Origin of the sequence: Pseudomonas sp. HMSC067G02 (assembly GCF_001813485.1) — a bacterium.
Taxonomy (GTDB): Bacteria; Pseudomonadota; Gammaproteobacteria; order Pseudomonadales; family Pseudomonadaceae; genus Pseudomonas; species Pseudomonas aeruginosa.
Genome location: NZ_KV812717.1, coordinates 90,441 through 109,037, shown reverse-complemented (window position 1 = coordinate 109,037; position 18,597 = coordinate 90,441). Strand labels below are relative to the sequence as shown.

16 protein-coding genes, 1 tRNA gene and 1 pseudogene are annotated in these 18,597 nt (G+C 67.5%); 6 read left to right on the top strand and 12 right to left on the bottom strand.

Annotation, left to right across the window (positions count from 1 at the left end; genetic code table 11):
• Positions 1-3 precede the first annotated feature (3 nt).
• Together HMPREF2914_RS24990 and HMPREF2914_RS24985 are read right to left on the bottom strand one after the other, a co-directional pair.
• Entirely contained in the window at positions 4-690 is a 687-nt protein-coding gene (locus HMPREF2914_RS24990; protein ID WP_023091585.1) for a DUF6901 family protein, read from the bottom strand.
• 149 nt (positions 691-839) lie between these two features.
• Entirely contained in the window at positions 840-2,762 is a 1,923-nt protein-coding gene (locus HMPREF2914_RS24985) for an ATP-binding cassette domain-containing protein (protein WP_003091215.1), read from the bottom strand.
• 225 nt (positions 2,763-2,987) lie between these two features.
• On the opposite strand from HMPREF2914_RS24985, the gene slt reads away from it, so the two are divergent.
• Both slt and HMPREF2914_RS24975 read left to right on the top strand, forming a co-directional pair.
• A complete protein-coding gene (gene slt / locus HMPREF2914_RS24980) occupies positions 2,988-4,916 on the top strand; it encodes a lytic transglycosylase Slt (RefSeq protein WP_015649145.1) in 1,929 nt (642 codons plus the stop codon).
• A 56-nt stretch (positions 4,917-4,972) separates the two neighbouring features.
• Positions 4,973-5,359, top strand: coding sequence for a lysozyme inhibitor LprI family protein (locus HMPREF2914_RS24975; RefSeq protein WP_003091225.1), 387 nt, complete (start codon positions 4,973-4,975; stop codon positions 5,357-5,359).
• Between the two features lie 43 nt (positions 5,360-5,402).
• Here HMPREF2914_RS24975 and HMPREF2914_RS24970 read toward each other — a convergent pair whose 3' ends face one another.
• The 5 genes from HMPREF2914_RS24970 to HMPREF2914_RS24950 all read right to left on the bottom strand — a co-directional run bounded on the left by HMPREF2914_RS24970 (position 5,403) and on the right by HMPREF2914_RS24950 (position 12,056).
• Positions 5,403-6,209 (bottom strand): MOSC domain-containing protein, encoded by an 807-nt coding sequence (locus tag HMPREF2914_RS24970; RefSeq protein ID WP_003113973.1) that lies wholly within the window; start codon positions 6,207-6,209, stop codon positions 5,403-5,405.
• 102 nt (positions 6,210-6,311) lie between these two features.
• Complete coding sequence (gene yegS, locus HMPREF2914_RS24965) at positions 6,312-7,220, bottom strand: lipid kinase YegS (RefSeq protein ID WP_023091584.1); 909 nt, start codon at positions 7,218-7,220, stop codon at positions 6,312-6,314.
• Between the two features lie 74 nt (positions 7,221-7,294).
• A complete protein-coding gene (locus HMPREF2914_RS24960) occupies positions 7,295-8,854 on the bottom strand; it encodes an FGGY-family carbohydrate kinase (protein ID WP_023091583.1) in 1,560 nt (519 codons plus the stop codon).
• 20 nt (positions 8,855-8,874) lie between these two features.
• Complete coding sequence (locus tag HMPREF2914_RS24955; RefSeq protein ID WP_003091234.1) at positions 8,875-10,455, bottom strand: glycerol-3-phosphate dehydrogenase/oxidase; 1,581 nt, start codon at positions 10,453-10,455, stop codon at positions 8,875-8,877.
• A 5-nt stretch (positions 10,456-10,460) separates the two neighbouring features.
• Positions 10,461-12,056 carry an FAD-binding oxidoreductase gene (locus tag HMPREF2914_RS24950; protein ID WP_003091236.1) on the bottom strand — a complete coding sequence of 532 codons (1,596 nt, stop codon included), beginning with the start codon at positions 12,054-12,056 and terminating at the stop codon, positions 10,461-10,463.
• Between the two features lie 176 nt (positions 12,057-12,232).
• Here HMPREF2914_RS24950 and HMPREF2914_RS24945 point away from each other — a divergent pair, with 176 nt between their 5' ends.
• Positions 12,233-13,264, top strand: coding sequence for an AraC family transcriptional regulator GliR (locus tag HMPREF2914_RS24945; RefSeq protein ID WP_003091237.1), 1,032 nt, complete (start codon positions 12,233-12,235; stop codon positions 13,262-13,264).
• Between the two features lie 28 nt (positions 13,265-13,292).
• Here HMPREF2914_RS24945 and glp read toward each other — a convergent pair whose 3' ends face one another.
• Entirely contained in the window at positions 13,293-14,510 is a 1,218-nt protein-coding gene (gene glp, locus HMPREF2914_RS24940) for a molybdopterin molybdotransferase MoeA (protein ID WP_003162440.1), read from the bottom strand.
• Positions 14,507-15,046 carry a molybdenum cofactor biosynthesis protein B gene (moaB, locus tag HMPREF2914_RS24935; RefSeq protein WP_003091240.1) on the bottom strand — a complete coding sequence of 180 codons (540 nt, stop codon included), beginning with the start codon at positions 15,044-15,046 and terminating at the stop codon, positions 14,507-14,509. The genes glp and moaB overlap by 4 nt, the downstream gene beginning before the upstream one ends.
• Positions 15,047-15,112: 66 nt before the next feature.
• Here moaB and mobA point away from each other — a divergent pair, with 66 nt between their 5' ends.
• From mobA to HMPREF2914_RS24920, 3 genes are all read left to right on the top strand, one after another.
• Complete coding sequence (gene mobA / locus HMPREF2914_RS24930; protein WP_003109495.1) at positions 15,113-15,709, top strand: molybdenum cofactor guanylyltransferase MobA; 597 nt, start codon at positions 15,113-15,115, stop codon at positions 15,707-15,709.
• A 131-nt stretch (positions 15,710-15,840) separates the two neighbouring features.
• Positions 15,841-16,062, top strand: a complete 222-nt coding sequence (locus tag HMPREF2914_RS24925; protein ID WP_003091247.1) for a YgdI/YgdR family lipoprotein — start codon at positions 15,841-15,843, stop codon at positions 16,060-16,062.
• A 153-nt stretch (positions 16,063-16,215) separates the two neighbouring features.
• Positions 16,216-16,292: transfer RNA gene (locus tag HMPREF2914_RS24920), tRNA-Pro, on the top strand.
• 57 nt (positions 16,293-16,349) lie between these two features.
• Here the strand turns inward: HMPREF2914_RS24920 and HMPREF2914_RS24915 are convergent.
• The 3 genes and pseudogenes from HMPREF2914_RS24915 to HMPREF2914_RS32510 form a co-directional block, all read right to left on the bottom strand.
• A complete protein-coding gene (locus tag HMPREF2914_RS24915; protein ID WP_009313812.1) occupies positions 16,350-17,753 on the bottom strand; it encodes a cytochrome b6 in 1,404 nt (467 codons plus the stop codon).
• A gap of 366 nt (positions 17,754-18,119) precedes the next feature.
• Positions 18,120-18,359: a glutaredoxin family protein gene (locus HMPREF2914_RS24910; RefSeq protein ID WP_003109620.1), complete on the bottom strand. Its 240-nt coding sequence runs from the start codon at positions 18,357-18,359 to the stop codon at positions 18,120-18,122.
• Positions 18,360-18,404: 45 nt separating this feature from the next.
• A pseudogene (locus tag HMPREF2914_RS32510) lies at positions 18,405-18,597 on the bottom strand (TetR family transcriptional regulator); the annotation flags it as partial.

Genomic DNA, 18,597 nt, shown 5'->3' with positions numbered 1-18,597 from the left:
GCCTCAGCCGAGCGTTTCCTCGGCGTTCATCACCAGCGGGCGGATCTTCTGCAACTGGGTTTCCAGCGAATAGCTGATGCTCGACGACAGCGAGAAGAAGGTCAGGAACGCCTTCAGGTTGGAATCGCTGACACAGGTGTCGTGGATTCGCTGCCAGAACGCCTGGTTGACCAGTTGCAACTGCTGGAACAGCCGCACCAGCCCTTTCAGTTCCCAATCGGCATGCCGCCCCTCGCGGAAGTTGAAGTACTGGCGCATCAGGTACAGCGGCACCACCCGCAGCACGAACTCCTGGTTGCTGGCGAACGGCAGGTGCTGCATGGCCATCGGCCTCAACGGCGCCAGCAGCGGACAGGCGCTGCTGGCCATGATCAAGCCGATCAGCGCGCGCAGTCCTTCCTCCAGGCCCGCCTGCTTGATGTACTCGCGCTCCGGGGTGCGCACGCAGATGCCGGCCTTGCGGAACGCCGGCAGGTTGCGGAAATCCTCGATCACCCCATGCAGGTCGACCGCCGCCGGACAATGGCTGTAGCGTTCGCGATCGAGCGGGCAGTTGCTGCAGCGATTGTGTTCCAGGCGCGTCCAGCGCGGCGCTGCGGCAGCCGCCTGCGGGTCGTAGTGCCGCTCCAGCTCGATGCGATAGTTGAGCTGATGCTGGTCGTCCAGCGTGATGCGGTACTCGATTGCCATGGACTGATCCTTTCTCGGGAGACGGCCGGCCCGTCAATGACGCCAGCCAGAGGGACCGACGGGGGACTGCACCCATCGCCGGCAAGGCCCGCAAGGATCATCGAGATGAGCCGCTATCACATTGATGCAGCTCACTTTTTCGAGATGGATCAGTCTTCCAGTTCGGCCCAGCGCTCGAGCAAGGCATCGAGTTCCTGCTGCAACGCGTCCAGCCGCGCCAGGGTTTCGCGCTGCTCGTCCTGCGGGCGCAGATAGAAATCCTGCTGCGCGATGGTTTCCTGGACACCCGCCAGCTCCGCCTCGACCGCGTCGATCTGCCCGGGCAAAGCCTCCAGCTCGCGCTGCAACTTGTAGCTGAGCTTTTTCTTCGCCGGCGCCTCGCTCGGCGCCGCGGCAGCCGGCGCGGGTTCGGCGGCGGGCGCCAGCGCGGTATTCAGCTCGGCCTTGCCGCTCTTCGACTCGCTCACGCCGAGCAGGCGCGGCGTGCCCCCTTGGCGCAGCCAGTCCTGGTAGCCACCGACGAATTCGCGAACCTTGCCCTCGCCCTCGAAGACCAGGGTGCTGGTCACCACGTTGTCGAGGAAGGCCCGATCGTGGCTGACCATCAGCACGGTGCCCTGGAAGCCGAGCAGGACTTCCTCCAGCAGTTCCAGGGTTTCCACGTCGAGGTCGTTGGTCGGTTCGTCGAGCACCAGCAGGTTGGCCGGCTTGCTGAACAGCTTGGCCAGCAACAGGCGCGCGCGCTCGCCGCCGGACAACGCCTTCACCGGGGTGCGGGCGCGCTGCGGACTGAACAGGAAGTCGCCGAGATAGCTGAGCACATGCCGGTTCTGGCCGTCGATGGTGATGAACTCGCGGCCTTCGGAGATATTGTCGATCACCGTCTGCTCGGGTTCGAGCTGATGGCGCAACTGGTCGAAGTAGGCCACTTCCAGCTTGGTGCCCACCTCGATCTTGCCCGAGGTCGGCTGCAGGTCGCCAAGCAGCAGCTTGAGCAAGGTGGTCTTGCCGGTACCGTTGGCGCCGAGCAGGCCGATACGGTCGCCGCGCTGCAGGACCATGGAGAAGTCGCGTACCAGCGGCTGGCCGCCGGGATGGGCGAAGCTGACGTGCTCCACCACGATCACCTGCTTGCCGGACTTGTCCGCGCTTTCCAGCTGGAAGCTGGCCTTGCCCTGGCGCTCGCGGCGCTCGGCGCGTTCGCGACGCATTTCCTTCAGTGCCCGAACCCGCCCTTCGTTGCGCGTGCGGCGGGCCTTGATGCCCTGGCGGATCCACACTTCTTCCTGGGCCAGGCGCTTGTCGAACAATGCGTTGGCAGCTTCTTCGGCGGCCAGTTGCTGTTCCTTGTGCACCAGGAAACTGGCGTAGTCGCCGTTCCAGTCGATCAGGTGGCCACGATCCAGCTCGAGGATGCGGGTCGCCAGGGATTGCAGGAAGGCGCGGTCGTGGGTAATGAACAGCACCGCGCCGTTGAAGCCCAGCAGCGCTTCCTCGAGCCAGGCGATGGCGCCGATGTCCAGGTGGTTGGTCGGTTCGTCGAGCAGCAGCAGGTCCGGCTCGGCGACCAGCGCCTGGGCCAGCAGCACGCGCCGACGCCAGCCGCCGGAGAGTTCGGCGAGGGTCTTGTCGGCCGGCAACTGCAGGCGGCTGAGGGTGCTGTCCACCAGTTGCTGCAGGCGCCAGCCATCGCGCGCCTCGAGTTCCTGCTGGACCCGCGAGAGGCGCGCCAGGTCATCGTCGGTATGGATGTTCAGGCTCAGGTGGTGGTACTCGGCGAGCAGCTTGCCGACTTCCGCCAGACCCTCGGCCACCACGTCGAACACTGTCCGTTCGTCGGCACGCGGCAGTTCCTGGGGCAATTCGCCGATTTTCAGCGCCGGTGCGCGCCAGACTTCGCCGTCGTCGGCCTGCTGTTCGCCCTTGACCACCTTGAACAGGCTGGACTTGCCGGTACCGTTGCGCCCGATCACGCAGACCCGCTCGCCACGGCCGATCTGCCACGACACCTTGTCCAGCAAGGGAGTGGTGCCAAAGGCCAGGGATACATCGGTGAACTTGAGCAGGGTCATGGGCGCCTCCGGAAACAGGGCGCGCATTTTACGCCGGATAGGCATCGGATGGCACGGCGCTTTCACCGCCATGCCGCAACGGCTAAGCTTAGGCGAGCCATCCGCCCGGCTTCGGGCGCGCCCCGCGACAGCGGTCGCGCGCCAGTCCCGCGAGCGGTCGAAACGCCCGTAGGCAGCCGTTGCGGACCTGCCGACGTTACCCGACATCACCTGCCCGGATAAGTCATGCGCGGTCGCCTGTTCACTCTCGTTTCCTGCCTTTTGCTCAGTATTTCCTCCGTCGACGCGGTCCACGCCGCTTCCCTGACCGAACAACGCCGTCTCTACGACCAGGCCAAGGCCGCCCTGGCCAAGGGCAACAGCGCGCCCTACATGGCCTCGCGCAGCGCCCTGCGCGATTACCCGCTGGAACCCTACCTGGCCTACGACGAGCTGACCCACCGGCTGAAGACCGCCAGCAACGAGGAGGTCGAGCGCTTCCTCACCGAACACGGCGACCTGCCGCAGATCGGCTGGCTGAAACTGCGCTGGCTGCGCCTGCTGGCCGATCGCGGCGACTGGAAGACCTTCGTCAACTACTACGATCCGAAGCTGAACTTCACCGAACTCGACTGCCTGTATGGCCAGTACCAGCTGGGCCACGGCCAGAAGGCCGAAGGTTACGCCACCAGCGAACGCCTGTGGCTGGTCGGCAAGTCGCAGCCGGCTGCCTGCGATACCCTGTTCGGCCTCTGGCAGGGCGAAGGCCAGCTCACCGAGGAAAAGGTCTGGAAACGCCTCAAGCTGGCCGCCGAAGCGCGCAACTACAGCCTCGCCTCGCACCTCGCGCAGCGCCTGCCGACCCTCGGCAACCAGGGCGCGCTGATGGTCAGCGTGGCGCAGAACCCCGCCCAGCTGAGCCAGACCGGCCGCTTCAGCCAGCGCGACCATGCCACCGCCGACGTGGTCGGTCTCGGCCTGCGCCGCCTGGCGCGGCAGGACCCGGAAAAGGCCCTGAGCCTGCTCGACTACTACAGCTCGGCGCTACCCTTCTCCAGCGACGAGAAGGTCGCCATCGCCCGCGAGATCGGTCTCAGCCTGGCCAAGCGCTTCGATCCGCGTGCACTGCCGCTGATGACCCAGTACGATCCCGGCCTGCGCGACAATACCGTCACCGAATGGCGCACCCGCCTGCTGCTGCGCCTGGGCCGCTGGGACGAAGCCTACGCGCTGACCCGCAAGCTGCCCCAGGATCTCGCCGCCACCAGCCGCTGGCGCTATTGGCAGGCACGCAGCCTGCAACTGGCACAGCCGAACAGCAAGGAGCCGATCGCGCTGTACCAGAAGCTCGCCGGCGAGCGCGACTTCTACGGTTTCCTCGCCGCCGACCGCCTGAGCGTGCCGTACAAGCTCGGCAACCGCCCTGCGCACATCGACCCGCGCGTCCTGCAACGCGTACGCAACGCCGCCAGCACGCGCCGGGCCATGGAGTTCTTCAACCGTGGCGAAGTGATCAACGCCCGCCGCGAGTGGTACCACGCCGCGCGCCTGTTCGATCGCGACGAGCTGATCGCCCAGGCCAGGCTGGCCTACGACATGCAGTGGTATTTCCCGGCGATCCGCTCGATCAGCCAGGCGCAGTACTGGGACGACCTGGACATCCGCTTCCCGATGGCGCACCGCGCCACCCTGGTGCGCGAAGCGAAGAACCGCGGCCTGCACTCCAGCTGGATCTTCGCCATCACCCGGCAGGAAAGCGCGTTCATGTCCGATGCCCGTTCCGGAGTCGGCGCCACCGGGCTGATGCAGCTGATGCCCGGCACCGCCAAGGAGACCTCGCGCAAGTTCGGCATCCCGCTGGCCTCGACCCAGCAACTGATCGTGCCCGACGTCAACATCCGCCTCGGCGCCGCCTACCTGAGCCAGGTGCATGGCCAGTTCAACGGCAACCGGGTACTCGCCTCGGCCGCCTACAACGCCGGTCCGGGCCGCGTCCGCCAGTGGCTGAAAGATACCCGCCACCTGGCCTTCGACGTGTGGATCGAGACCATTCCGTTCGACGAGACTCGCCAGTACGTGCAGAACGTGCTGTCCTATGCGGTGATCTACGGGCAGAAGCTCAATGCACCGCAGCCCATCGTCGACTGGCACGAACGCTACTTCGACGATCTCTGACCCCCAACCCGGCCCGGACGCCCGGGCCTTTCCAGTACCTTGAAAAGGACCTCAAGATGAACAAGCCCCTCGCTACCGCCCTGCTCGCCGCCTCCAGCCTGCTGCTCGCCGACGGCGCCCTGGCCGCCGACGCCTGCGGTACGCCGCGCAACGCCTTCGACAGCGTGTATTGCCGCAGCGGCGAGTTTTCCCAGGCCGACCGCGAGCTGAACCAGCAGTTCGGCACCCTGCGCAAGCACCTGAACGACGGCCAGAAAGCCCTGCTGAAGAAGAGCCAGATCGCCTGGATCAAGGAGCGCGACGCGGCCTGCAGCGAAAGCAAGGACAACGGTTATTTCGTCAATCTCGACTGCGCCACCGAGAAGACCCGCCAGCGCCTCGACTTCCTCCGCGAACGCGAGCGCGAGTGCCTGAGCACCGGTTGCGTCGACGCCAAGCTCTGATCGCCGGCAATGGCCGCCCGCCGCAACGGCGGGCGACCGTTCCTCAGTCGAGGATTTCCACCGGCATCCCCACCTCCAGGCTGCCCTGTCCCAGCGCAATCAGGTTCTGCCCGAACAGCACCGCGCCATCCTTTTCCCGGTAGGTCTTCAGGGTCGTCAGCGGCTCGCGGTCCTCGTTGCGCTCGCCGGTCGCCGGGTCCAGGGTGGTGAGGATGCAGCGGGAACAGGGCTTGGCCACGACGAACTCGACCGAGCCGATGCGGATGCGTTTCCAGCCGTCCTCGGCGAACGCGGCACTGCCTTCCACCACCAGGTTGGGACGGAAGCGCAGCATCTCCAACGGCCGGCCGACCCGCTGGCTGAGGTCGTCGAGCGAAGCCTGGCCGATCAGCAGCAGCGGGAAACCGTCGGCGAAATGCACCTTCTGCCCCGGTTCGGCGTAGCCGGTATCGACCTGCCGCGCGCGCGCCTCGGGAATGTGCACCAGGCGCGTCGGGCGGCCGAGGAAGCGCGTCAGCCAGTCCGCTGCGGCGTCGCCGGCATCCGGCGCCTGCAAGGTATCGCGCCAGACCGTGACGCCACGCAGGTTGGCGTCGGCTGCCGGTACTTCGAGGCTCAGCTCGGACATCCCCGGCGCATTCAGCCGCAGGACCTCCGGCGCCGCCCAGCGCGCCTGGATACGCCCCAGCTGCGGCAGCAGGCGCTGGGTGAAGAAACGTCCGGTTTCGGTGTCCACCGCCATCCAGCGTCGGTCGCCGACCACGCCCAGCGCATCGAGCGCGACGCGCTCCAGGGACTCGGCGGCGGAAGACTTGATCGGATAGCGGTACAGCGCGGAGAGACGGAACATGGAACCAGCATCCTTGGTGGAAAGATGCTGTTATACGGTGTCGCGGGAAAGGCCGACAAGACACAGACGCCACTCCAGGCAGCGGATCAGTCGGCCCCGCCCTCAGTCCTCGCGCGGCGGCTCGCGCAACAACGGCGAACCGGCCGGCAAGTGCACGCGCAGCGCGCCCGGGGAAACCGAGAAACGCAGCTTGCGTCCTTCCAGCGGCTCGCCGTCGAGATTGACGTCGAGACCTTCCGCCGCCTCCACTTCCAGCCATGGCACCCGCGCGCGGACGAACAGGCTTTCCACTCCGTTGCCACCGCCGAGCAGGGTGCCCAGGGTACCGACCATGTCCTGCGGCGTCGGCAGGATGCTCACGTCCAGCAGGCCGTCGTCCACTCGCGCTTGCGGACACAGTACGTGCCCGCCGCCGGCCTGGCGCCCGTTACCGATGCCCAGGGCGAGGAACTCGCCTTCCCACTGGAAGTCCGGGGCGCTGAAACGGCCCTGGGCGGCATGCACTTCGGAAAAACGGGTCAACCCGGTCAACAGGTAGGCGGCACCGCCGAGAACCTTCTTCAGGTCCTCCGAGGTATTCGCCGTGACCTTCGAACCGAAGCCGCCAGTGGCCATGTTGAGGAACAGCTTGCCGTTCACCTCGCCCAGGTCGATCGGCCGCGCCGTCTGGTCGAGCAGCGCCAGCGCCGCGGCCGGCTCCAGGGGAATCCCGGCGGCGCGGGCGAAATCGTTGGCGGTGCCCAGCGGCAGGATCGCCAGGCTCGCCTCGCCTCGCCCGCGCGCCAGCGCTTCGGCCACCTCGCGCAGCGTGCCGTCGCCACCGCCGGCGACCAGCGTCGCAAAGCCGGCCGCCAGCGCCTCCTCGACGATGCGCCGGGCGTCGCCGTCCTCCCAGGTTACCCGCACCGCCAGCTCCCGCCCGGCCTCGCGCTGCGCCGCGACCGCGGCACGAACCTCTTCGTTGCCCGCCTGCTTGCCATGCAGGACCAGCAGAACCTTGTCCTTGTCCATCGAACCGAACCCCTCGTCGTGGCCTTGTCTTTGCCTATTGACCGCGTATCCGGGACGGAAGTGCGGCGCCCGGTTCAGGCAGGGTAGCCGGTAATCTCGCGAATGCTGCGGTAGAGCGGGCGCAACTGGCGATACATGCGCAGGTAGACCTCGCCATAGAGCCGCTGGTAGATCTGCCGGGCTTCCGCCTGGGGCAGGAAAACCCGGCCGACGCGGGTCATCCCGGCCACCGCGCTGGCGACGTCCGGATAGAGGCCGAGCCCCACCGCGCAGTCGATCGCCGCACCCAGGCCGGACGCCTCGTAGACATGCGGGCGCTCGGCCGGCAGGCCGAAGATGTCGGCGGTGAGCTGCATCGCCGCGTCGCTCTGCGAGCCGCCGCCGGCCACGCGCAGGCGCACGATCGGCGTGCCCGAACGCTTCTCGATGCGCTCCTTGCCCTGGCGCAGGGCATAGGCCAGGCCCTCGAGGATGGCCCGGTAGATGTGTGCCCGGGTATGCACGTCGCCGAAACCGATCATCGCCCCCTTGGCCTCCAGTCCCGGTTCGCGGATTCCCGGCGACCAGTAGGGTTGCAGGGTCAGGCCCATCGAGCCGGGCGGCACGCCGTTGACCAGTTCGTCGAACAGTTGCTCCGGCTCGACCCCCTGCTCGCGCGCCTGCTGCATCTCGCGCAAGCCGAACTCGCGCTTGAACCAGCTGACCATCCAGTAGCCGCGATAGATCATCACCTCGGTATTGAAATGATCGGGAATCGCCGCCGGATAGGGTGGAATCAGCGGCACGGTTTCCAGGTAGCGGGCGCGAGTGGTGTTGATGGTCGCCGTGGTGCCGTAGGAGAGGCAGGCGATGGTGGGCTCCAACGCACCTGCGCCGAGCACCTCGCAGGCCTTGTCGGCCCCCGCGGCGATCAACGGCAGGCCTTGCGGAATGCCGGTGTGCCGGCTGGCCTCGGCGCTGATCTCGCCGAGCCGCTCGCCCGGCTTGAACAGCTCCGGCAACTGCTCGCGGCGTACCGCCAGCGCCTGCCATTTCCAGTCGCGCGGGGCGGCCCAGCGCAGGCGCTTGTAGTCGAACGGCAGGTAGGCTACGCAGCACCCCACCGAATCGACGAAACGGCCGGTCAGGCGGTGGCTGAGAAAGCCGGAAAGCAGCAACACCTTGTCGGTCTTCGCGGCGATCTCCGGCTGCTCCTGGGCCACCCAGTTGACCTCGGCCTGGGCGCGGAAATGCTCCACCGCGCCCTCGGCGCCGACCAGCTTGAACAGCCAGCCCCACGGCCCCCTGATGCGCTCGCGGACCTCCGCCCGGCGCTGGTCGAGCCAGAGGATCGCCGGACGCAACGGCCTGTCCTCGGCATCGACGTGGATCACCGTACCGCGCTGGGTGGTCAGCGACACCCCGCGGATGAGCCCGCGATCGATGTCCACCTGGTCCCAGAGCCGCCGACAGGCCTCGCCGAGCATCGCCCAGTAGTACTCGGGGTCCTGTTCGGCCCAGCCCGGATGCTTCGAGTAGTAGGCCTCCAGCTCCACCTTGCCCTTGCCCAGCAGGTTGCCCTGCAGGTCGAACAGCAGGGCGCGCACGCTCTGGGTGCCATTGTCGATCGCCAGCAGATAGTTCTTGTCGTTCATCTCGTTCTCGTCTCGGCTGGTCAGACGGGCAGGCTGTAGTGCCGGCGCCAGAGGTCCAGATAGGCCTGTTGCTCACGTTCCCAGCGCGGGTCGTCCCAGCCCAGGCGCGCTTGGCAGAGTGCGCGGATACGCGGCAGGTATGCCGCGCCGCCTCCGGGCAACAGCAGGCCGAGGCGGGTGCGGCGCAACAGCAGGTCGTCGAGATGCAGCACCATTTCCGCCTCGGCGGCGAACGCCAGTTCGGCCCAGAGCGTTTCGCTGGCACCCACGCAGTCCGTTCCGAGGGTGTCCACCAGCCGCTTGAGGCGGACCAGGTCGCGTCCGTAGCGACCGGCCAGGCGGCGTCGCTGGCCACTGCCGAGCCCGTCGATGAGCGGACCTTCGCAGGCGCCGAAGACCGCCGCGCCATCGTCCGTGACCGTGCGCCCGAGCAGCGGCGCGCAGGCTTGTAGCACCTCCACCGCCAGCGGCCGGAAGGTGGTCAGCTTGCCGCCGGCCAGGGTCACGCAGCCCGGCTCGCGCCAGAGCACATGCTCGCGTTTCTCGTCGGAAGGCTTGCCGCTGTCGTCGCCGCTGCTGACCACCGGTCGCACGCCGGCCCAGGTCGACAGCACGTCGCGCGCCTCGATGGCGGCGGCGGGAAACTGCTGGGCGCAGGCCGCCAGCAGGTAGTCGAGTTCGGCGCGGCTGATCCGCGCGTCCTCCCCAAGGCCGTCGCGATGGTCGAGATCGGTGGTGCCGACCACCGTCGCGCCCTCCCAGGGGAACACGAACACCGGTCGCCGGTCCGTGGCGTGCATGAAGCTGAAGGCATGGGCCACCGGCAGGCGCCAGGCCGGCAGCAATAGATGGCTGCCGCGCAGCGGGCGGATGTGCTCGCTTCCGCCGGGCTGGCGCAACTCATCGGCCCAGGCCCCGGTGGCCACCGCCAGGGCACGGCAGCGAAAGTCGAGAAGCTCGCCGCTCTCGCGGTCCTCGGCGCGCAGGCCGACCACCTGGCCGCCCTCGCGCAGCAATTCGCGCACACGCATGCCGTTGAATGCCTCGCCGCCGTCGTGACGCGCCTCGGCCAGCACCCGCAGCACCAGGCGCGCATCGTCGGTCACCGCATCGAAGAATCGCGTGCCGCCGAGCAGCCGTTGTTCCTTCAGGCCCGGCGCCAGGTAGCGCAACGCGGCGGCGTCGTAGAAACGGTGGTTGCGCCGCCCGGCAAGGGCGTCGTAGACGCTCAGCAGGCCGCCGAATAGCCGCGGGCCGGGAAAGCCGCCGCGGTAGTGGGCCATCACGAAGCTCAACGGCTCCACCAGCCCAGGCGCCTCGCCGAGCAGGCGCTGGCGCTCGCGCACCGAGTCGCGGGTCAGCCGCCACTGGCCCTTGGCGATGTAGCGCAGGCCGCCATGGACCATCTTCGACGAGCGGCTCGAGGTGCCCCAGGCGAAGTCCCGCTGCTCCAGCAGCAGGCAGCGCCAGCCGCGCCGCGCGGCTTCGCGGAGGATGCCGGCACCGCTGATGCCGCCGCCGACCACGATCAGGTCCCACTCCTGCCCCGCCAGCGCCGGCAGGCGGCGGCGACGCCACTCCTCGTTCCAGGCTGAAGTCATTCCGCTCAGTCCTGCAGCAAGGTGCCGCGGTTGAGCCGCCCGGCCGGATCGAAGTGACCGGCCATGGCACGCAGCGCGGCGACGCCCAGTTCGCCCTTCTCGCGGGGCAGGTAGGGTGCGTGGTCCTTGCCGACGCCATGCTGGTGGCTGATGGTGCCGCGATTGTCGACGATCGCCTGGCTGGCCGCATGCTTGAGACGCTTCCAGCGCTCCAGCGTCGCCGCATAGCTCGCGGCCGGACGGAACACGTAGGTGGTATAGATGCTCGACCCCTCGCCATAGACATGCGAGAGGTGGGTGAACACATGGACCCTCTCGCCCTCGGCGGCCAGGCCGTCGCGCAGGCTGGCCTCGATCTTCTGCAGCAGGCCGTCGACGTTGCTCCAGTCGGTGGCGGTCTCCAGGGTGTCCACGGCGTAGCCCGCCTGCCACAGGGCCTCGCGCAGGTAGGGGAAGCGGAAGCGGTTCTGCGCCCACTTGCGCCCCAGCAGGGTGCCGGTGAAGACCCCGCCGAAGCGTTTCAGCAAGGCCTTCGCCTGGCTCAGCGACAATCCGTTCTGCCGACGGTTGCCGGTCACGCCGAAGGTCAGCATGCACTTGCCCTCGCCCGCGCCGCGCAGTGCCAGGTATTTCTCCAGCCAGGCGATCTGTCCGGGATGGCCGGCCAGGGCCAGTTGGGTCATGGTCTCCACGGCGTTGGACAGGCGCAGCATCGACAGCGGCACGCGCGCCTGGGCCAGCTCGCGGGTGGCTTGCAGGGCCTGCTGCCAGTTCGGCAGGAAGACGCTGTAGAAGCGCTCGTCCTCGGCCAGCGGCGAGACCCGCACCTTCACCGAGGAAATGATCCCGAAGCGTCCCTCAGAGCCCAGCACCAGTTCGCGCAGGTCCGGTCCCGCCGCGGATGCCGGGAAGGTAGCGATTTCAAGCGGCCCGGCGAAGGTCTCCAGGGTCCCGCCGGCGAAAAGTTGTTCGATCCGCCCGTAGCGCAGCGACTGCTGGCCACTGGAGCGGCTGGCGACCCAGCCACCGAGGGTCGACAACTCCCAGGACTGCGGGAAATGCCCGAGCGTGTAGCCCAGCGCACGCAACTGGCTCTCCACCTGCGGGCCGGCGGCGCCGGGGCCGAAGGTCGCGACCAGGCTCTCGCGGTCCAGATCGAGCAGGCGGTTCATACGCTCCAGCGAGACCGTCAGTACCGGCCGCCGCGAGGCTTGCGGATTGATATGGCCGGCCACGGAAGTACCGCCGCCATAGGGAATCAGTTGCAGGTCGCGGGAGTCGGCCAGGGCCAGCAACTCGCGGATCTGCTCGGCGGTTTCCGGATAGGCCACGGCGTCCGGGTAGACGCCGAAGTCGCCCTCGCGCATCGCCAGCCAGTCCGGCAGGCTCTGCCCGCGGGCATGCAGCAGACGCTCACGGGGGTCGATGCTGTAGCGCGGATCGGCCTCCAGGCGCGACGCCGGGACCTTCGCCAGCGCCGCCTCCAGGCTGGCGTCCGGCAAGCGTGCGCCCTGCCCAACCAGTTCCGCCAGGAACCCACGGGCGCTGTCCGGCAATTCGACCACGGTGCTTTCTTCGCCCCAGCCATTCCAACGACGCATGAACCTCTCCCCTCGCTTGTCGCGGCAACCTGTTTATCGGAACCTTTCTGGCTGCCTATACTAGCCAGCCGCCCTCGCCTGTCACTGTCGGATCGAGACACTCCCTGTGACCGATCAAGACAGCCGGCACGCACGCCGGACGGCCTGTTCCACCCGCCACGACAAGAACAACGACCATGCAGACCCTTGGCTCCACCTCGGTTCCGGCCCTGCTGAAGTACCTGCGCCACGCCGAACGGCTCGGCCTGGACATCGCCCCTGCCCTGGCCGCCGCCGGCCTCCAGGCCGACCAGCTCAACGACAATCGCCAGCGCCTGCCGGGCGAAGCCCACGAGCGCCTGCTCGGCTATTTCTGCGAGCATTCCGGCGATCCCCTGTTCGGCCTGCATTCGGCGCGCTTCGTCCAGCCCGGCTCCTGGAGCGTGCTCGGCTACATCGCGATGAACTGCGCCACCCTGGGCGAGGCCATGAGCCGCATCACGCCCTACGAGAAGCTGGTCGGCGACATGGGCACCAGCCGCATCGAGGCGGCCGGCGGGCAGGTCCGGCTGATCTGGAACTGCCGCCACCAGACACCCCTGGTACGGCGCCACATGGTCGAGCACGTCCTGGCTTCCTGGGTCCTCTACGCGCGCTGGATCGCCGACCTGGAAGGTTCGCCGGACGAGGTCTGGCTGGAACACGACCTGCCGGACGGAACCCGCGTGGAAGACTACGAGACCTTCTTCGGCTGTCCGGTGCGCTTCACCCAACCCTGTTCGGCGCTGCTGGTACCACTGGACTACCTGGCGCTGCCGCTGCGCCAGGCCGACGCGACGCTGCTGCGCACCCTGGAAGAACATGCCCTGGCGCTGATGGCCGAGCTGGACGATGACGAGCCGCTGCCGCTGCGGGTGAAGAACGCCCTGCGCCAGCTACTCAAGGACGGCCTGCCGCGCAAGGAACGGGTGGCGGAGAAGTTCGGCATGACCGTACGCACCCTGCAACGCCACCTGCAGCAAGCCGGCAGCAGCTACCAGCAGACCCTCGACGAACTGCGCCGCGAACTGGCCGAGCACTACCTGCTGCATAGCGAGCTGCCGATCCAGGACATCGCCCAGTACCTGGGCTTCACCGAGTCCCGCTCGTTCCATCGCAGTTTCAAGGGCTGGACCGGGCAGACGCCCGGCGAGTACCGGCAACGGCGGAAGGAGCCGGCGGCGCAATGAGAACGGCGGCCATCCGGCCACCGTCGGCTCAGTCGAGCAGTTCGCTCAGCGGAATGAACGCCACGCCCTCGCCTTCCACGAGGGTACGTCCCTCGCGGACCTCCACCAGCCCCTCGGCCCAGGAAGCGCTGCGCAGTACCCCGGAACTCTGGTTCGGATAGAGCACCGCGCGGCCCTGCTCCAGGCGACCACGCAGGTACTCGCGACGCTGCCCCGCCTTGGTCCAGGCGAAGCCGGCCGGTACCTCCACCCGCAGCGGCGCGACCTGCGCCACGCCGAGCCGGCGCAGCAGGTAGGGACGCGCCAGCAGGGCGAAGGTGACCAGGGTTGAAGCCGGATTGCCCGGCAGGCCGATCACCGGGATGCCCTGGAACTGGCCGACGGTCAGCGGCTTGCCGGGTTTTATCGCCAGCTTCCAGAGGGTCAGCTCGCCGGCTTCGCGCAGCGCCATGCCGAGGAAGTCGGCCTCGCCCACCGATACGCCGCCAGTGGAAAGGATAAGGTCCACCCCGGCCAACCCGGCCAGGCGCTCGCGGGTACGTGCCAGGTCGTCGGGAAGGATACCGGCGTCGAGCACGTCGCAGCCCAGGCGTTGCAGCCAATCCTTGAGCAACGGACGGTTGCTGTTGTAGATCTGCCCGGCCTGCAGCGGCTGGCCCGCCTCGACCAGCTCGTCGCCGGTGGACAGCAGCGCCACCCGCGGCTTGCGTCGCACCTCCAGGGCCGCGCAGCCGAGCGAAGCCGCCAGCCCCAGTTCGATGGAGCGCAGGCGCGTGCCGGCCGGCAGGACCAGGTCGCCCTGGCGGATTTCCTGGCCACGCGGGCGCACATGCTGGCCCGCGCGCAACGGCTGGGTGAAGCGCACGCGGCCATCGTCGAGCGCTTCGGCGTTTTCCTGCATCTCTACCAGATCGGCGCCTTCCGGCAGCGGCGCACCGGTGAAGATCCGCGCACAGGTACCCGCTTGCAGCGGCTCCGGCGCCTGTCCGGCAAAGATCTTCTGGCTGACCGGCAGTGGCTCGCCGTTCCAGTCGGCGAGGCGCAAGGCGTAGCCGTCCATGGCGCTGTTCGGCCACGGCGGCAGGTCCAGGCCGGCCAGCAGGTCGACCGCCAGCACGCGGCCGCCAGCCTGCTCCAGGGGCACCTGCTCACACGTATCGATAGGCGTTTGCGCGGCCAGTTCGAGGAGCCGTTCCAGCGCCGTCTCGACCGGCATCAGCCCCGGCTGTTCGCAGCAGCCGCTCACCCGCGGCTCTCGCAGGGCGCCGCCTGTTTCAGGTGCGGGACGAAGTTGCACGGGCGATGACGGGCGTCCAGTTGCTCGACGAGGATGCCTTCCCAGGCAGTGCGGCAGGCATTGGTGGAGCCCGGCAGGCAACAGACCAGGGTACCGTTGGAAAGCCCGGCCAGGGCCCGCGACTGGATGGTGGAGGTACCGATGTCGGCCAGCGAAATCTGCCGGAACAGCTCGCCGAAGCCGTCCACCTGCTTGTCCAGCAGGCAGGCCACCGCTTCCGGGGTGCTGTCGCGGCCGGTGAAACCGGTGCCGCCGGTGATCAGCACGACCTGCACGCTGTCCTCGGCGATCCAGGTCGCGACCTGTGCGCGGATCCGGTACAGGTCATCCTTCAGCAGCACGCGAGCGGCCAGGTTGTGCCCGGCCTCGGTCAGGCGGTCGACGAACAACTGGCCTGAGGTATCGGTTTCCAGGGTACGGGTATCGCTGACGGTCAGGACGGCGATGTTCAACGGCACGAATGCCGTTTCGGCCTTGTGGCTCATGGGGTTGGCCCTTGCTTGTGGACGTGATCGCGGTGTTATATCACAGGCCCGACACGGAGACCCCAGATGCCCGATAGCGCCCTGCCCCCCTGCTCCATCCTTCTCCTGGCGGGAGGCCGCGGCCAGCGCATGGGCGGTCGCGACAAGGGCCTGATCGAGTGGCAGGGCCTGCCCCTGATCGCCCACCTGCATCGCCTGGTGCGCCCGCTCACCGATGACCTGATCGTCTCCTGCAACCGCAACCAGGAACGCTATGCGGCCTATGCCGACCGCCTGGTGAGCGACGACAGCCGAGACTTCCCCGGCCCGCTCGCCGGCATCCGCGCCGGCCTGGCGGTGGCCCGGCATCCCTGGCTGCTGGTGCTGCCCTGCGACGCGCCGCGCATCGACCGCGCCTTGCTGGAAACCCTGCTGCAGGCCGCCGGCCGCACACCGGCGCGCCCCTGGATGCTGCGCTGCGGCGGCCAGTGGGAACCGCTGTTCAGCCTGATCCCGACGCACCTGGCCGAAGAGATAGAACACGCCTGGCGCCAGGGCGACCGTAGCCCACGCCACGTCCTGTTGCCGCTTGGCGCGGAGGCCATCGAGCTGGCCGCGGGCGATCCGCGGCTGGCCAACCTGAACACCCCCGAGCTGTTGGCTAATCACCGCGAACTGAAGTAAAACGGAAGGGACGTCGAGTCGAATTTTCTCGAAGGTGGGGGGAACACTCGTTTTTAGGGGGGAACTCTTCCTAGAACTCGTCTGTCAGAAACTCGTAACTTCAAAGTCTGACCGCACAGGAGAACTGCGCAATGATCAAGCGGATGCTACCCGCCCTCCTCCTCGCCGTAGGCCTCGGCGCCCTCGCGGGTTGTTCCAGCCCTACCGTGATCACCCTCAACGACGGACGTGAAATCCAGGCCGTAGACACCCCTTCCTATGACGAGGATTCCGGCTTCTACGAGTTCGAACAGCTCGACGGCAAGCGCGCCCGCGTGAACAAGGACCAGGTCCGCACCGTCAAGGAACTCTGATACCGTCGCGTAACAGGTTTTCCTGAAGACCCCGTCGACTCGAACGAGCGACGGGGTCTTTGCTTTTCCGCCCGGGGAAACCGGGGCTCGAAAAAAAGTTCATCTAACCCCTTGTGTACCAAAACTTTTTCTGTAGAATGCGCCCCAACAAAACGGAGCGTAGCGCAGCTTGGTAGCGCGTCTCGTTCGGGACGAGAAGGTCGCTGGTTCGAATCCAGTCGCTCCGACCATATCCCGAAAAACCCGCCTCAACGGCGGGTTTTTTATTGCCTGCGATTCGGTCTTTCTCACAGGGTACGCAGGTAGGCCACCAGGTCGCCCTTCTCTTCCGCGGACAGCTTGCGCTCCAGCACCAGGTTGAAGAACTCCACCGTGTCCTCCAGGGTCAGCAGGCGGTCGTCGTGCAGGTACGGCGGCGAATCCTTGATCCCGCGCAACGGGAAGGTCTTGATCGGCCCGTCGGCGGACGCCATCACGCCATTGACCAGTTTCGGATCGTAGAAGCGCTCCACCTTCAGGTTGTGCATCAGGTTGTCGGTGAAGTAAGGCGGCGCATGACACCCGGCGCAGGCCGCCTTGCCGTAGAACAGCTTTTCGCCACGCAATTCCTGCTCGCTGGCCTTGCCCGGATCGAGCCGCCCCTCCACATCCAGCTTCGGTGCCGGGGGGAAGTCCAGCAGCGCCTGGAACTCACCCATGAAATGCACCTGACTGCCACGCTCGAGCACGTTCACCCCCTTCTTGGTGGCGATTACCGGATCGCCGTCGAAGTAGGCGGCGCGCTGCTCGAACTCGGTGAAGTCCTCGACGGTCTTCAGCGCCCTCTGCGAGCCGAACAGCCGCTGGATGTTCACCCCGCGCAGCGTCGGCGTGTCGATGCGGTGGCGGAACGGCTGCGGGCGCACGTCGCCGGCCAGGTGGGTAGCGGCATTGGTGTGGCCGTTCGCATGGCAGTCGAAGCAGGCCACGCCGCGGCTCGGATGCTCGCTACGGCGATCGTCGGTGAGGTTGAACTGCTGCTGCGGAAAGGCCGTTAGCAGCAGGCGCAGCCCTTCCAGTTGCTTGGGATTGAGAATCCCGTTGAACAGCTCGAAATAGTTGTCGATGGTCACCAGCTTGCCCTTGGACACATCGCCCAGGTCAGGCCGGGTGGTAAGGAACATCGGTGCCGGGAATTCCGGCAGGAAGTGGTCCGGCAGGTCGTAGTCGAGGTCGAAACGGGTCAGGTCGCGGCTTTCCTGGCGCTTGATCTCGTCGATGAGGAACTTGGGAAAGACCATCCCGCCCTCCGCATGGTTGGGGTGTGGCAGCGGCAGGAAGCCGCCGGGGAACAGCCCCTGCTTGCGGATTTCCTCGGGGCTCAGCCTGGCCAGCTCCTCCCAGCTGGTGCCGGCCGGCAGCTTCACCCGGCCCCCTTCCTGCAGCGGCTTGCCGCGCGTCATGCTGGCACCCTTGGCCGGCCTGTCGCTGAGATCGTAACGCTGCTCGAGAAGCGTCTTGTGGGCCTGCTCGATCGACGGCTTGTTCGCCGTCATGCGCTTCATGATGGTGGCGAAGTCCTCGTTGATCACCACCGGCGAATAGCTGGAAGTCTTGCTTGGCTGCTCATCCCCCGCGACCACGGCGGATTGCAGCCCCAGGGCGAGCGGCATGACCCAGAGGGCATGGCGCGTCCAGGCGGGCGTTTTCATCAGGCGTCCTCTTTCGTTATGAGGAAACGCCGAGCCTCGTCGTCCCGACCCCACACCCCGGCGGTCCGCGACAGCGGACCGAACGACCTGCGACGCGTCCTGCGCCACGCGGGTTCCCGGCTGTTTCCAGTCAGTCCTGAAGGGAACTCAGGGTTTATCCATCGCCCTTAGGCCTAGCCGAACGCAGCCTGCCGAGCCAATAGGCTCAGGCTATGAAAACCATTGAGAAACGCCTATGCATCGCTTCGCCAGCATCGCCGAAGCCAGGCACCGCGCGGCATGGGGGAAGGAAGCGGAACGCAGTCCGGTTTGCGCATAGCGCGCGGGGTTACCAGCGGTGCCGCGCTTAGCGCGAATGAATAGGCATCAGCGGCTGAGGAAGGCTGCGACCTGCTCGGCCTCGAACGGCCAGTTCAGCTCGGCGCCATTGTCGCAGCGGCGCAGCACCGGGATCCGCAGGCCATAGCGCTCGACCCAGGCTTCGTCGTCGGCGATGTCCACCAGTTCGACCAGCAGGCCATGTTCGACGAAGGGCATCAGCACCGCCTCCGCGACTTCGCAGAGGTGGCAACCGAGGGTTCCGAAGAGTTGGCATTCCGGGGGCATCGAAAGGACCTGTGCAGTGTTTCGCGGCGATGGTAGCACCCGCGCTCAGATGCCAGCGACCTGCAACAGACTTTCGGCCGCCTGCCGGGCCTCGCGGGCCTGGTCCGCCGGCCCGTGGATGTGCGCCATCACCAGGGCGCCCTCCATCAGGTATTGCAACTGCCGCGCAAGCAGTGCCGCCGAACGCACGCCCAGGCGCTCCAGCTGGCGCTGGAAATAGGCTTCGACGAAGGCCTTT